The sequence below is a fragment of the Acinetobacter sp. V2 genome (assembly GCF_001188385.1).
In the GTDB taxonomy this organism is placed as follows: domain Bacteria; phylum Pseudomonadota; class Gammaproteobacteria; order Pseudomonadales; family Moraxellaceae; genus Acinetobacter; species Acinetobacter oleivorans.
Window position 1 is genome coordinate 68,545 of sequence record NZ_JZFB01000004.1, and the last position, 14,290, is coordinate 82,834.

Sequence of the window (14,290 nt, forward strand, 5' to 3'; positions counted from 1 at the left end):
ATATGGTCAGTTGTTACCGAGTCACCAAGCACTGCCAAGATATTTGCCTGTTCAATATTTTTAATTGGTTTTGGCGGTTCACCAATGCCCTCAAAGAATGGCGGATGACGGATATAAGTCGAATCATCAGCCCATTCGTAAGTTTTACTTTTTGGAATCTGAATCGATTGCCAGCTTTCATCACCATCAAATACCGCAGCATATTCTTTATGAAACATGTCTGTATTTACTTTCTGTAAAACGGCATCAATTTCTGCCTGACTTGGCCAAATATCTTTTAAGTAAACAGGTTGCCCATCTTTACCTTGCCCAATAGGTTGCGTTGTCAAATCAGTACGAATATTACCAACTAAACCATAAGCGACTACCAAAGGTGGTGAAGCAAGCCAGTTTGTTTTAACTAATGGGTGTACACGTCCTTCAAAGTTACGGTTACCAGAAAGTACTGATGCAACATTCAAATCATGGCATTGAATTGCTTCTTCAACTGGCTCAGGTAGTGGACCTGAGTTCCCAATACAGGTTGTACAACCATATCCCACCAAGTTATAGCCCAACTCATCCAAATATGGCGTAAGCCCAGCAGCTAGCAAATAGTCAGTCACGACTTTAGAACCTGGTGCAAGAGAACTTTTCACCCACGGCTTACGCTGCAAACCTTTTTCAATCGCTTTTTTAGCAAGCAGACCTGCTGCCAGCATTACACTTGGGTTAGAAGTATTAGTACAAGATGTAATAGCCGAAATAACAACATCACCATGATTTAATGGATAGGTTTGTCCTTCAATCACGCAAGAAGGACTTTCATGTTGAATATTTGCTTTTTTTGCCTCGACAGCAGTACCGCCACCGCCTTCATTTTCCAAACGCTCTTTAGCTTCTTTCGCTGGTTTTAGCGTTAACTCCATGAGTGCATTAAAGGTTTTCGGCACCTCTGATAAAAGCACTCGGTCTTGTGGACGTTTTGGTCCTGCTAGACTTGCCTGAACCGTACTCATATCAAGACTTAAAGTATCGGTAAAAACAGGTTCATCACCTGCATTTCGCCATAAGCCTTGTGCTTTGCTATACGCTTCAACCAGTTCAATACGATCACTTTGACGACCAGTTAATCTCAAATATCCTAGTGTCACTTCATCAATTGGGAAGAAACCACAAGTCGCCCCATATTCTGGTGCCATATTGGCAATGGTTGCACGATCAGCAAGTGGTAAATCGGCTAAACCATCACCATAGAATTCTACAAATTTACCCACTACCCCTTTCTGACGAAGCATTTGAGTAATGGTCAGCACCAAATCAGTTGCCGTAATCCCTTCTGGTAATTTTCCTGTGAGTTTAAAACCAATGACCTCAGGAATCAGCATCGAAATCGGTTGACCAAGCATAGCCGCTTCGGCCTCAATTCCCCCTACACCCCAACCTAAAACACCTAAACCATTAATCATGGTGGTATGTGAATCTGTACCCACTAAAGTATCGGGAAAAGCAAAAGTCTGGCCGTTATCTTCACCTAGCCACACCGCTTGAGCCAAATATTCTAAATTGACTTGATGGCAAATACCTGTGCCCGGTGGCACTACACTAAAGTTATTAAATGCTGATTGTCCCCAACGTAAAAATTGATATCGCTCACCATTACGTTGCATCTCGATTTGTACATTTTCTTCAAAGGCCTGATCATCAGCAAAATAGTCGACCATCACCGAGTGATCGATCACCAAATCAACAGGAGATAATGGGTTAATTTTTTCAGGGTCGCCGCCCGCTTGTGCCATCGCTGCTCGCATTGCAGCTAAATCAACCACTGCTGGCACACCCGTAAAATCTTGCATTAAAACCCGCGCAGGTCGATATTGAATTTCCTGATCTGAAGTGCGAGTTTTTAGCCACTCTGCTAAAGCATGGATGTGTTCAGTTTTAACGCTGTGCTGATCTTCAAACCGTAATAAGTTTTCCAATAATACCTTTAAAGATTTCGGCAGTTTGGCAATATCCCCTAGCGTTTTCTCTGCTTGGGCTAAGCTAAAAATCTGATAATTGCTGGAACCTACTGTTAGCGTCTGTAAAGCATTAAAACTATTGATATTGCTATACTTAGCCATTGGGTTATCCTCCCATGTCTGGCAATGTTATTTTTCACGTTTTTACATGTTGTTTTCTTACTTTAAGCTTCTTTTTTAATCGCTGTGTTTTGTTTTAGTTAATATTTTTAATCTTTGATTTTTATTACGATAATTTCAATGCAGAGAGAGAGTTTTTCCACAGCACCTCAGCCAAATCTGACTCTGGCATATTTAAATTTTCAGCCAAACTTTGTAAAACATAAGGCAAATTAACAGGGGTATTCCGGGTACGCTGTTCTGTTGAGGTTTGACAGCAAAGTGGTGTCATATCTGGACAATCTGTTTCAATCACCAAGTGCTCTGCACCTATGGCCTGCACAACAGTATGAAGTTTTTTTGCGTTCGGGTTGGTAATCTGTCCTGTCACACCAATTTTAAAACCAAGCTTAATAAGGCCTTTTGCCTCTTCTACCCCACCACTAAATGCATGAGCAATACCACCCAATTTAAATTTTTGAGCTTTTAATATAGCGAGCACATCACCATGGGCTTTTCGAATGTGGAGTAACACTGGTTTTTGGAATTGAGTTGCAAGCTCTAACTGATCTGCAAAATATTGCTTTTGCTTGTCATATATATCGGGCTGTTTATGTTCTTTTAAGAAAGTATCTAGGCCAATTTCACCTACTGCCACACAGCCCTGTTGCTGCAAGATGTGTTCAAGCTGAGTCAAATGCTCTGGTTGATGCTGCTCAATATAAAACGGGTGTAAACCTGGTGCTAAATATGAAGTGGGCACATTTTCCCAGCTCTTTAACTGATGATGAGTTTGCACCAATTCGTCAAAGCGTGACTGCACAAAACCAATTAAGACTAATGCATCTACGCCCACTTTTTTGGCATTAAGCGCTAACTGTTGCCGATCTTCATCAAAATCGGCAACATCAAAATGGGTATGGGTATCAAACAAATGCATTAGCCAGCACTTTTTGCAACTGGTGCCGAAGCTGGTTTAGCTTTAGGCTGTGGCAAATACTCTTGTTTCAACACGTCTTGTAATTGGTCATATGGAATGACTAGTCGCGGTAATCCCACCACATATGGTCCAATTTCATATTCACCATATTGAAGAATTAAACCTTGCTCACCCAATAAGAAGTTATCAGATAGTTTAAACGGCCAAGCTTGCTCATATTCACCCACATTATCAGCCAGTTTAGAGTCTGTAACCCAAGTCTTAAAGGCTTCATGGGCTAACTTTTCTAATGCAGCTTTTTGCTGTGGGCGTAACAAATCTTCAAGCTTGATCTGCTTTTGTTCTTTTAAATCAAAATTATAATAATGCTGTGCAGCAGAACCATGCGCACCACCTAAATAGCTACTACTATTCAGTACCACGGTTACGACTTTACCTTGAGCCTGCAAAATCTTAGGTTTCACCAAAAGATTAATCTGATGATTACTACTTAACGCTTTTAACTCATTATCCAAACCAATAAATGAATTGGCGTAACGTTGAACCTGTGCATCAAAACTATTTTTTTGCTCTGCACTCGCAGCCGCTGAAGCTTCTGTTTTTTGATCGGCTTGCTTCACTTTAGCATCTGGTTCAGCAATCTCTAAAATTTGACCTAGAGTCTTTAAAATTTGCTGATCTAGAATTTTGTCAATAAATGGAAAATTACTCTGCAAACGTTCAACTGTGAATTCGGGACAAGTTTTACCATCACAATCAGGTAAAGCAACCTTAGTAGGAACTGTTTCGCCCTTCAAAGTCAGCTCTACTGGCTTTTGTTCCTCGACTGCTGGTTTCTGTTGTTCTTGAGAATCCTTAGGATCAGCTTTAGGTTGGCATGCCACCAAAAATATAGCAGAAGCAAGCAAAGTTAATCGCAGTGAAGCTTTAGAAGATAACATCATATTTTGCCTTTTATTCTAAGGAGATTACACAGTGCCTTTTCTAAGAAATTAGCGCATATAAATAGAGGTTGCAAATTCTGCTACCATCTTAAAACATTTGTTCATAAACCTCGGGTTGTAATATTTTTTTGGTTTGTTCTTTAGATAAATAAATATCGAGCTGTGGAGCTTCTTTAGTAATCTGGTTTGCCTGATAATGTAAGCCAACACCTTCACCATCAAAGAACCAATCTGCCTGCCCCCAATATAAAGTTTTTGGTGCTTCTTTCTTTATGTCAGCAGTTTGTTTTTTTAACCAGTCTTGATAGGCCACCTGCACCATTTGATGCACAGTAGTTTGCTGATCCTTTTGTAAAACATCTAATAAAGCTAAGCTTTTATGCAGTTTTCGGTCGGCCACGAAAAAGTAATAACGATCTTTAATCGTGAGCTCTTCTTGCTTGGTATCAAGCCCTAATTGCAATAAAACATATTGGTTGCGCTGTGATGCAATACGCGTATGAAGATGTAATTCATAAGCCCGATTCTTTGAATATTTATCTTGCCATTCATCAGACTTTTTAACATAGGCATTAATGGCTTGCTGCAAACTTAAGTCTTTTTTCAAATCAATTTGGTCTTGGATCACTTTAGCCTGACTTTTGGCAATCCATTCATTTAGCCATGTATCTTGAGTCTTTATCGTTTGAATATCGACATCAATACAATTTTTCTTCTCACAAAATGGCAAAGCATAATCAGCTTTTACTTGTTGTAAGTTAAGAAATGGCAGTACTTCAGCCCTTTCTATATGTTGAGTTTGGGTAGACGCTAGTTTTGTTTGAGAAGATGATGAAGGCTGAGTTCTTTTCCAGACAAAAAGACAAATTGCCAAAATTAATATGATTACTGCAACTACAAGCGCAATAACTGTCTTTCTATTCAAATTCATTTCATCATCCTTTCTTATTTTTCAAAACAAAACAGCTTCTATTCGAAGCTGTTTGTCACATTAAAATGATCAGTGTTCACGTGTGTTACGGAACTGAATATCAGGCCAACGCTCTTGCATAATCTGCAAGTTCACTCGGCTTGGCGCAAGATAGGTTAAGTGTCCGCCGCCATCGATAGAAAGTTGATCATGTGCTTTCTTCTTAAACTCATTCAGAGTTTTTTCGTCATCACAGTGAATCCAGCGAACTGTGTTAACACTTACAGGCTCATAAACACAGTCAACCTTATATTCTTCTTTCAAACGATAAGCAACCACATCAAACTGAAGCACACCTACCGCCCCCACAATCAGGTCATTGCTGATTTGTGGCATAAATACCTGAGTCGCCCCTTCTTCCGACAACTCTTTCAAACCTTTTTGCAATTGTTTTGACTTCAATGGATCTTTTAAACGCACACGACGGAACATCTCTGGCGCAAAGTGAGGAATACCTGTGAAATGTAAATTTTCACCACTGGTAAAAGTATCACCAATTTGAATTGTGCCATGGTTATGTAAACCAATAATATCGCCTGGCCATGCCTCTTCTAAATGTTCACGCTCACCAGCAAGGAATGTCAAAGCATCACTAATGCGGACATCTTTACCAAGACGCACGTGATTCATCTTTAAACCTTTTTCATATTTACCGGAGCAAATACGCATGAAGGCAATACGGTCACGGTGTTTCGGATCCATGTTGGCTTGAATTTTAAATACAAAACCAGAGAAACCTTCTTCTTTCGCTTCAACCACACGCTCTTGTGTAGGATGTGCTTTAGGTTCAGGTGCCCAGCCCATGAAAGCATCTAATACATGGTCAACACCAAAGTTACCTAATGCCGTACCAAATAGAACCGGAGTTTGCTTACCTTGTAAAAATAATTCGCGGTCTAATGGCTCATTCGCCATTTGCACAAGTTCAAGCGACTCTTCAAAAGATGCCCAAGCCAACTCACCTACTTTTTCACGAATGTCGGCATGATCATATCCATCACGGACTTCAATATCTGTAATGGTTGAGCCAAAGCCCGCTTTGTAGACATACAATTTATTTTCAATAATGTTGTATACACCAGCAAAATCACGTCCCATCCCTAATGGCCATGTAATTGGTACACAGCGGATATTGAGGACATTTTCAATTTCATCAAGTAACTCAAGCGGCTCACGAATCTCACGGTCCATCTTGTTTACAAATGAAATGATGGGAGTGTCACGCATACGACAAACTTCCATCAATTTGATGGTACGTTCTTCGACACCTTTTGCACCATCAATTACCATTAACGCAGAGTCAACTGCGGTTAGGGTACGATAAGTATCTTCCGAGAAGTCTTCATGCCCTGGTGTATCGAGTAAGTTAATCGTGTGACCTTTATATGGGAACTGCATAACAGACGTGGTAATCGAAATACCACGCTCTTTTTCCATTTCCATCCAGTCAGATGTAGCTGCGCGGTCAGATTTACGGCTTTTTACCATCCCTGCAACCTGAATTGCTTTACCCCATAACAGCAATTTTTCTGTCATGGTGGTTTTACCGGCATCGGGGTGGGAAATGATGGCAAATGTGCGGCGTTGAGCAACCTGTGCCGCTAACTCATCTTTAAAACTCATGAAATACACCTACTGCGGAGATTGCAGTGCCAAAGACCTAAAGTCGATCAAAATAAAAATTGGCGTAATTGTAGCAGATTTATAGAAGTGTTTAATGATTGTTGATAAGCCATGAGCCACTCATAAGCTTTTTAGATATTTTTTTAGAATGTAGCTTAGCATCTTAGAAATTTTATAATTAAAAAAGCCCATACAATCTTAGATGGGCTTTCTTCGGACTTAGCAGAATATCTTATGCCAGTTTCTTTTCTTCAATAAACTGAACATCGGCAATTTGTGCATCCCAGAACTCATTCCATAACGCACAATATTCAATACATAGCTTCGTTAAGCCTTCATAATCGTCTTTGGTAATTGCTTGCGCTAAAGTGAACCAAAGATCATCTTGATGGTCATCATCAGCGGCTTCAGATGTTTCATCAGTAGATACACCATGCACATGGTAATACCCACCACCTTCAACATCGATATTCACAAATTTGGTCGCTTGACGTAATGGAGGACTAAAAAGAATAACCTCTTCCTCTGCAACAGCTAGTAACGCGACTACATTGATATAACTATCATAAGAAGATTCTAAAAATGATCTAACCTGATCTGAAATTTTTGATGGCTTAAAGTTACGACGATCAAGCTCTGTTAAACCATAATCATTAAGTAAATCTTCATATAATGGATAATGAGCATAATCAGGATTCCCCAAATAATAATTATCTTTGCCTAAACCAGGACGAAAACCAAACTCATCAAGTATATTTAAACTTAATAATACTCTTGGGAACATTTTAGCTCCGGAATGGAGTTTAGGTTCCAATTGTTTTGTCAGAAACTGAGCCTTTAATAAAGCATCTGTAAAAATTTGTACAATTGCATGACGATATTCTAAATGAATATGAGTCAAACTCTTCTTATCGAGATAACCGTTATTTAATACTTCAATTGCAGGATGTCTAGAAACTGGTAATTTTGCAATTTTACTTCTTAACTCTTTAAGAAATTGTAAATTCTCTTCCCACTGTTTTGCAGGAATGCTATTTCTCATCCCTTGCAATGCTTTTTGTCTTGGATTATTAAAGTCTTCAAATTTTTTTGACATAATCATTCTCAGTAAAAAGTTTTTCTTATAGTTAAGTTATAGGGCCTTATTTTTATTCCAATTTTGCATTCAATTGCTAAAATAAATTCCACAAACCAAAACTTAACAATTTTATATTATGTTTATTAACTCAACAAATCAACGAATTAATTAATAATATTTAAAAAAAGTAAATTACTGCCAATTAGAAGTAATTTTCATTATTTTCAATAACAAATCAACCTATTGAATAAATATAATTTTTTAAATATCATAAAATAAGATTTATTTAAGCTTTCATACTTTACAATAGCAAAGTTAATCAAAAATATTTTATGACGAGAAAACCGATGTCAAAAAGAGAAACAATTATAACAACAGCCACTACCCTCTTTAACCAAAAAAGCTATACCTCTATTGGGGTTGACCGTATTATTGCTGAAGCAAACGTGGCAAAAATGACTTTTTATAAATATTTTTCCTCTAAAGAAGCCTTAATTGAAGAATGTCTTCATCGGAGAAATTTAGAAGTCCAAACTTCTTTATTTGATAAAGTTAATGATATTGATGATCCATTAATTAAACTTAAAAGTATTTTCAACTGGTATGTCGACTGGATCAATACAGATGATTTTAATGGCTGCTTATTTAAGAAAGCGACGATTGAAGTCATGCAATTGTATCCATCTATTAAATATCAAATTAATAAATATCGAGATTGGATTTACAAATTAGTTTTTTCAACCTTTTCAGAACTAGAAGTTGAGAATAAACAAATCCTTACAGGACTCTTTCTTAATATTGTCGATGGTATCATTATTGATGGCACTATAAACAAATCAAAAATCAACTCAGAAAAAACATGGTCTTATATAAATAAAATCATTAATTTCGAGAAGGTTCGAGAGTGTGCAACTATTTAATATATAAATTGATTAACTTTTTATAATTTAATAAAAATAAACAATAATGTTAATTATGGTGGAGCATAAACTCCTACTCCACCAAGTTAATGCCAATTCACTCATTCTTTTACACCCTTATAAATTTAATGATTTTATTTTTAAAAAAAGTATTTCACTTCAACCTTAATCGACACCCTCTATTTAAGTCTAATTATTCTATAAACTCAATAAAATCAATAAGAAAATTTTATAATCTTTTTCTAGCTCAAGTTACTTATTCATTAAAGTAATTTTTACAATAATTATATATTTTATTTAAATATACTAATAAATTATTATATCTAAAGTATTTTATTCTCTATTACAAACAAAAAAGGTTAACACACTCATTTCAAAGCACTTATATAAGTTATTAAAATCATTATATAAATTTCACTTACAAACACTTTCAATAGCACACTATAACTTGCTAGGCTTTGGGCTAAAGCTTTTCAATTTCAAAAGTTATTAACTATACAATCCCATCTAAATGAGCATGTAACAAGACACTCTCTCTTAAACTATATATTTATGCTTAACTTTTTATTTGCAACTGAATAGGCACGTATTCTCTTTAAGCTTATCATTTTTAAAGATTAGACCTAGGTTGATCAGCCGCTTTTTAGTAGGAAAGTTTGAAAATTAACAAAATAAATTAAAGAAAATTAATATATAAAAGGTTAAACGAAATTAGCACCTTGAGACTCAATGAGTTGATCAACCTGAACAGGCATTCCCAATAGATAACCCTGAAATTGCTGACATCCTAAACGGGTCAAAATCTCAACCTGCTGCTGAGTTTCCACCCCTTCTGCCGTTACCGTTAAACCTAGCTTTTTAGCTAAATGAATAATACTTTCTAGGATAACTTCTTCTTTTGAACCTGGTTTTAAATCAACAATAAAGCCACGATCAATTTTCAATTCGTCTACAGGCAAATCTTTTAAATATAAGAAGCTCGAATGCCCTGTTCCAAAATCATCAATGGCAACACGAATTCCCATATCACGTAACCGCTCACAGGCTCGGATACTCAAGTCGATATGACGCATTGCAGTAGATTCTGTAATTTCAACAATTAAGTGATGAGGTTGAATTTGATATTTTTTTAACAATGCTTCGAGCGTACTAAATAACTTCTTATTTTCAAACTGCAATGCCGACAGGTTCACTGCAACTGGATAAAACGGTGTATTACTGCGTTCCCATGCTTGAATTTGTAGGCAAGCTTGCTCCAGTGCCCAATACCCCATTGGAATAATTAACCCCGTTTTTTCCGCACCTTCAATGAACATATGCGGAGTAAGTATTCCTAAGGCTGGGTGATTCCAACGAATTAAGGCTTCAACTCCACAGACTTCAAGATTCGTATTAAATTTTGGTTGATAATATAAGATGAACTGTTTTTCTTCTACGGCTTTATAGAGATCATTGATCAGTTTTGACTGACTTCTTGTTTCTTGCTGATGGGTTGAGTAACTAAAGATTGTATATGTATTCCGACCTTGTTCTTTAGACATCAGCATGGCGGCATCAGCATTCATGAGTAAGTCCTGAACATTTTGCCCATGCTCGGGAAAGAGTGCCACGCCCAAACTTGCAGAAATATTAATTTCCTTACCAGAAATTTGATAGCTTTCCTGAATCAGTTGTAAAACTTTCTCAGCCAAAACCACCGCTTCATCTGCATTTGTATTTTCTGCAATAAGCAAAAATTCATCGCCACCGATTCTAAGCAATTTACATTTTTCATTGAGTTGCCAATGTAAACGGTTTGCCATTTGAATAAGTAATTGATCACCCACATGATGCCCAAATGCATCATTCACCGATTTAAAACGGTCTAAATCAATATATAAAAAAGCAATTTTCTGATCTTTATATCGATGATCTGAGAGCAATACCTCTGCATAATCAACCAAGTAAAGGCGATTGGGTAGTTTGGTTAAATTATCTAGTATAGATAAGTTAGCTAATTCTTTATTCGCCTTACGTAACTCTAAATTCTGTTGTGTGAGCCGCTGCTCTAACATCGCGACAATAAAACTTGCTACGAGTACCAGACAGGTGACTAAAATAATCGTAAATAATAATAAGTCATGTTCTGCTTGATATTGGCTAATAAATTTATCAGTGATATTCGTCGCAATGAGTGCTGTATAGTGCATTCCCATAATACTTAAGGTCATCATAACCGAAAATGCGATTTTTAAAGTTAGCCGGTAACGTTCATTGTCTTTTAATTTATAGGCTAATAAAAACGCCAGCCCTGAGCCACTCATCGCAATTAATATAGAAAATAATAGTAAGAAAGAGGTGTAATCCTTTTTATAGATATTAATATTCCAGCCCAACATACTAATGTAATATGAAGCTGAAATTCCAATTCCCATAATAATAGAGCTTAAAATGAGTCGGAATAAAGGGAGCGTAAAACGCGAAGTCAACCACATGGCAATGCACGATAGCAAAGCACTAATGGCAAATGAAACAGTAATCAAAGGAATATTCGAGTTAACTGTTTCAGACAGATGATAAGCTTGTATACCAATAATATGAACAATACTAATTGCTGATGAGAGCAATAAGCCATTGATAAATAGAATTAAGGACTCAAATTTTTTATAGACTTGCTTGAATATTAATTGCTCCATGGAAATCACAAGATAGCAAATGAAGCCAGCTGCAAAGAAAGAGCCGACGATCAATGTGCTATCGTAATCAACATGACCCATAGTGGACTTCCATGATTATTCAATACTTTTTTTTATTTTGTTCAACTCATTGCCCAAAATACAATTAAAAATTAAACATGTTAAAAAAATTTTAGTAAATTTGACGTTTTTAGTCAGTTATAAACAATAACATTATCTATATTTTGGTCAAGTATTTTTTACTTTATAAATCAATAGAGTAACTAAAAATTAAGCAGCCAATTATATGAAAAATATAGAATTTCTTTAATCTGGTCAAGTTGACCTAATCGCTCTTTTTCACATTCAAATAAAAACAGTATAAAAAAGAACCCTGCATAGTAGCAGGGTTCTTTTGAAGCTTTAGAAAAAGAAAATTAGTTCTTTTCTTTGTCTACGATTTTGTTCGCTTGAATCCAAGGCATCATCGCACGTAACTTATTACCAGTTACTTCAATACCATGTGCAGCATTTTGACGACGGCGAGCAGTCATAGATGGGTAGTTTAATGCACCCTCTTGAATGAACATCTTCGCGTATTCGCCAGATTGAATACGTTTCAACGCATTACGCATTGCTTCACGAGACTGTTCGTTAATTACTTCAGTACCAGTTACATATTCACCGTACTCAGCATTGTTAGATACTGAGTAGTTCATGTCAGCGATACCGCCTTCGAACATCAAGTCAACGATCAATTTAAGTTCGTGTAAACATTCGAAGTAAGCCATTTCTGGAGCATAACCAGCTTCAACTAAAGTTTCGAAGCCCATTTTCACGAGTTCAACTGCACCACCACAAAGAACTGCTTGCTCACCGAATAAGTCAGTTTCAGTTTCTTCACGGAATGAAGTTTCGATAATACCAGTACGGCCGCCACCTACGCCTGAAGCATAAGAAAGAGCAACGTTACGTGCATTACCAGAAGCATCTTGGTGAATTGCGATAAGGTCAGGAACACCTGAACCACGTTGGTATTCAGAACGAACTGTGTGACCAGGTGCTTTAGGAGCAACCATGATTACATCTAAATCTTTACGTGGAACAACTTGGTTATAAAGAATTGAGAAACCATGAGCAAATGCAAGAGTTGCACCTTCTTTGATGTTCGGCTCAATCACGTCACGGTAAAGTTGTGATTGGAATTCATCTGGAGTCAAAATCATTACGAGGTCAGCTTGCTTAACAGCAGCAGGCACTTCTGCAACTTTAAGACCAGCATTTTCAGCTTTCTTCCAAGAAGCTGAACCAGCACGTAAACCTACAGTTACGTCTACGCCTGAGTCTTTAAGGTTAAGTGCATGAGCATGACCTTGAGAACCGTAACCAACAATCGCTACTTTCTTGCCTTGGATGATTGATAAGTCACAGTCTTTATCGTAAAAAATTTGCATTTGTGTTCTCCGCTAAAATACTTTTAAAAAATTAAATGGCTAATACTTTTTCGCCACGGGCGATACCAGATACACCTGAACGAACGACTTCTAGAATAGTGTTTTCTGCAAGCGCATCGATAAAACCATCTAATTTTTCAGTTGTCCCTGCTATTTGAATGGTATAGGTAGTTGGTGTCACGTCGACAATTTGCGCACGGAAAATATCCGCTGTTCGCTTAATTTCAGCACGTGAAGCACCTAACGCTTTTACTTTAATCAACATCAGTTCACGCTCAATGTGTGAACCTTCTGATAAATCTACTACTTTTACAACTTCAACAAGCTTGTTGAGCTGCTTTGTAATCTGTTCAATCTTATGGTCATCACCATAAGTGGTTAACGTCAAACGTGATAACGTTGGGTCTTCGGTTGGGGCTACATTCAACGTCTCAATGTTATAGTTACGTTGACTGAATAAACCTACCAAACGAGAAAGCGCACCAGCTTCGTTTTCAACGAGTACAGAAATAATATGTCTCATTATGTACGCTCCCCTTTCCCTAACCACATATCCTTCATTGACTGACCTGCGATCAGCATTGGATAAACATGTTCTGTACGATCAACCATGACATTAATGAATACACATTTATCATTAATCGCCATTGCTTCAGCAAGCTTTGACTCTAGTTCGTCAGCATGATCAATCTGGATACCCACATGACCATAAGCTTCCATCAATTTGCCAAAATCAGGTAATGATTCAACGTATGAGCTTGAATGACGACCTTCATAGTTCATATCTTGCCATTGTTTAACCATACCTAAAGCACGGTTATTCAAGCACAAGATCTTCACATTCATACCGTATTGCTTACAAGTTGAAAGCTCTTGAATACACATCTGAATTGAAGCTTCACCGGTAATACAAACGACCTGTTGATCTGGGAAAGCTAACTTAGCTGCCATTGCATAAGGTAAACCTACGCCCATGGTGCCTAATCCGCCTGAGTTAATCCATTGACGTGGACGTTTGTACTTGTAATACAACGCGCCAAACATTTGGTGTTGCCCCACATCCGAAGTAATAATGGCATCGCCATTAGTCGCTTTATATAAAGCTTCAACAACTTGCTGTGGCTTCATCGTGCCATCAGCAGGTGTTTCATACTTCAAGCCATGAACTTTACGCCATTCATTAATTTGATCCCACCATGCAGCAATTGCTTCAGGGTTTGGCTTAGACACATTCAATTGTTTCAACTGGGTCAACATTTCCTGAAGTACAGGCTCAACCGCCCCTACAATCGGAATGTGCGCCATGATCGTTTTTGAAATGCTCGCCGGATCAATATCAACATGAATAACTTTTGCATTCACACAGAATTTTGCAGGATTATTGGTTACTCGGTCATCAAAGCGTGCACCAATTGCAAGAATGACGTCAGCATTATGCATCGCCATGTTTGCTTCATAAGTACCGTGCATTCCCAACATGCCCACGAACTGTGGATCATTGCCTGGGAAGCCACCAAGGCCCATAAGTGTATTTGTCACTGGATAGCCCAACAAATGAGCCAACTCAGTCAATAATGCTGACGCATTACCTTGAACAACACCACC

Annotated in this window: 11 protein-coding genes; 1 reads left to right on the forward strand and 10 read right to left on the reverse strand. The window is 37.5% G+C overall.

Annotation, left to right across the window (positions count from 1 at the left end; genetic code table 11):
• The 6 genes from acnA to UC75_RS13310 form a co-directional block, all read right to left on the reverse strand.
• A partial coding sequence (acnA, locus tag UC75_RS13285; RefSeq protein WP_228137368.1) for an aconitate hydratase AcnA occupies nt 1–2,105 on the reverse strand: 2,105 nt, incomplete at its 3' end.
• Nucleotides 2,106–2,229: 124 nt separating this feature from the next.
• Nucleotides 2,230–3,042 carry a TatD family hydrolase gene (locus UC75_RS13290; RefSeq protein WP_049837882.1) on the reverse strand — a complete coding sequence of 271 codons (813 nt, stop codon included), beginning with the start codon at nt 3,040–3,042 and terminating at the stop codon, nt 2,230–2,232.
• Nucleotides 3,042–3,983, reverse strand: a complete 942-nt coding sequence (locus UC75_RS13295) for an RsiV family protein (protein ID WP_128825288.1) — start codon at nt 3,981–3,983, stop codon at nt 3,042–3,044. The genes UC75_RS13290 and UC75_RS13295 overlap by 1 nt, the downstream gene beginning before the upstream one ends.
• Before the next feature lie 91 nt (nt 3,984–4,074).
• A complete protein-coding gene (locus tag UC75_RS13300) occupies nt 4,075–4,917 on the reverse strand; it encodes a hypothetical protein (RefSeq protein WP_049837884.1) in 843 nt (280 codons plus the stop codon).
• Nucleotides 4,918–4,986: 69 nt separating this feature from the next.
• Nucleotides 4,987–6,579 carry a peptide chain release factor 3 gene (locus tag UC75_RS13305; protein ID WP_004794650.1) on the reverse strand — a complete coding sequence of 531 codons (1,593 nt, stop codon included), beginning with the start codon at nt 6,577–6,579 and terminating at the stop codon, nt 4,987–4,989.
• Nucleotides 6,580–6,811: 232 nt separating this feature from the next.
• Complete coding sequence (locus tag UC75_RS13310) at nt 6,812–7,675, reverse strand: hypothetical protein (protein WP_049837885.1); 864 nt, start codon at nt 7,673–7,675, stop codon at nt 6,812–6,814.
• A 329-nt stretch (nt 7,676–8,004) separates the two neighbouring features.
• On the opposite strand from UC75_RS13310, the gene UC75_RS13315 reads away from it, so the two are divergent.
• The gene (locus UC75_RS13315; RefSeq protein ID WP_013198955.1) at nt 8,005–8,577 is read left to right on the forward strand and encodes a TetR/AcrR family transcriptional regulator; all 573 of its coding nucleotides are present in this window, start codon (nt 8,005–8,007) and stop codon (nt 8,575–8,577) included.
• 701 nt (nt 8,578–9,278) lie between these two features.
• Here the strand turns inward: UC75_RS13315 and UC75_RS13320 are convergent.
• The 4 genes from UC75_RS13320 to UC75_RS21700 all read right to left on the reverse strand — a co-directional run.
• Nucleotides 9,279–11,333: a GGDEF domain-containing phosphodiesterase gene (locus UC75_RS13320; RefSeq protein ID WP_049837886.1), complete on the reverse strand. Its 2,055-nt coding sequence runs from the start codon at nt 11,331–11,333 to the stop codon at nt 9,279–9,281.
• Between the two features lie 335 nt (nt 11,334–11,668).
• On the reverse strand, nt 11,669–12,685 hold the full coding sequence (ilvC, locus tag UC75_RS13325; protein WP_004794656.1) for a ketol-acid reductoisomerase: 1,017 nt from the start codon (nt 12,683–12,685) through the stop codon (nt 11,669–11,671).
• Between the two features lie 31 nt (nt 12,686–12,716).
• Nucleotides 12,717–13,208: an acetolactate synthase small subunit gene (ilvN, locus tag UC75_RS13330; RefSeq protein ID WP_001215920.1), complete on the reverse strand. Its 492-nt coding sequence runs from the start codon at nt 13,206–13,208 to the stop codon at nt 12,717–12,719.
• The coding region (locus UC75_RS21700; protein WP_228137369.1) for a thiamine pyrophosphate-dependent enzyme at nt 13,208–14,290 on the reverse strand (1,083 nt) is incomplete at its 5' end. The genes ilvN and UC75_RS21700, both read right to left, overlap by 1 nt.

Bases quoted from the DNA above. Each gene is read 5' to 3' on its own strand.
- UC75_RS13305 (WP_004794650.1), bottom strand. From the start codon at position 6,579: ATGAGTTTTAAAGATGAGTTAGCGGCACAGGTTGCTCAACGCCGCACA.
- ilvN (WP_001215920.1), bottom strand. From the start codon at position 13,208: ATGAGACATATTATTTCTGTACTCGTTGAAAACGAAGCTGGTGCGCTT.
- UC75_RS13320 (WP_049837886.1), bottom strand. From the start codon at position 11,333: ATGGGTCATGTTGATTACGATAGCACATTGATCGTCGGCTCTTTCTTT.
- UC75_RS13300 (WP_049837884.1), bottom strand. From the start codon at position 4,917: ATGAATTTGAATAGAAAGACAGTTATTGCGCTTGTAGTTGCAGTAATC.
- UC75_RS13290 (WP_049837882.1), bottom strand. From the start codon at position 3,042: ATGCATTTGTTTGATACCCATACCCATTTTGATGTTGCCGATTTTGAT.
- UC75_RS13295 (WP_128825288.1), bottom strand. From the start codon at position 3,983: ATGTTATCTTCTAAAGCTTCACTGCGATTAACTTTGCTTGCTTCTGCT.
- ilvC (WP_004794656.1), bottom strand. From the start codon at position 12,685: ATGCAAATTTTTTACGATAAAGACTGTGACTTATCAATCATCCAAGGC.
- UC75_RS13310 (WP_049837885.1), bottom strand. From the start codon at position 7,675: ATGTCAAAAAAATTTGAAGACTTTAATAATCCAAGACAAAAAGCATTG.
- UC75_RS13315 (WP_013198955.1), top strand. From the start codon at position 8,005: ATGTCAAAAAGAGAAACAATTATAACAACAGCCACTACCCTCTTTAAC.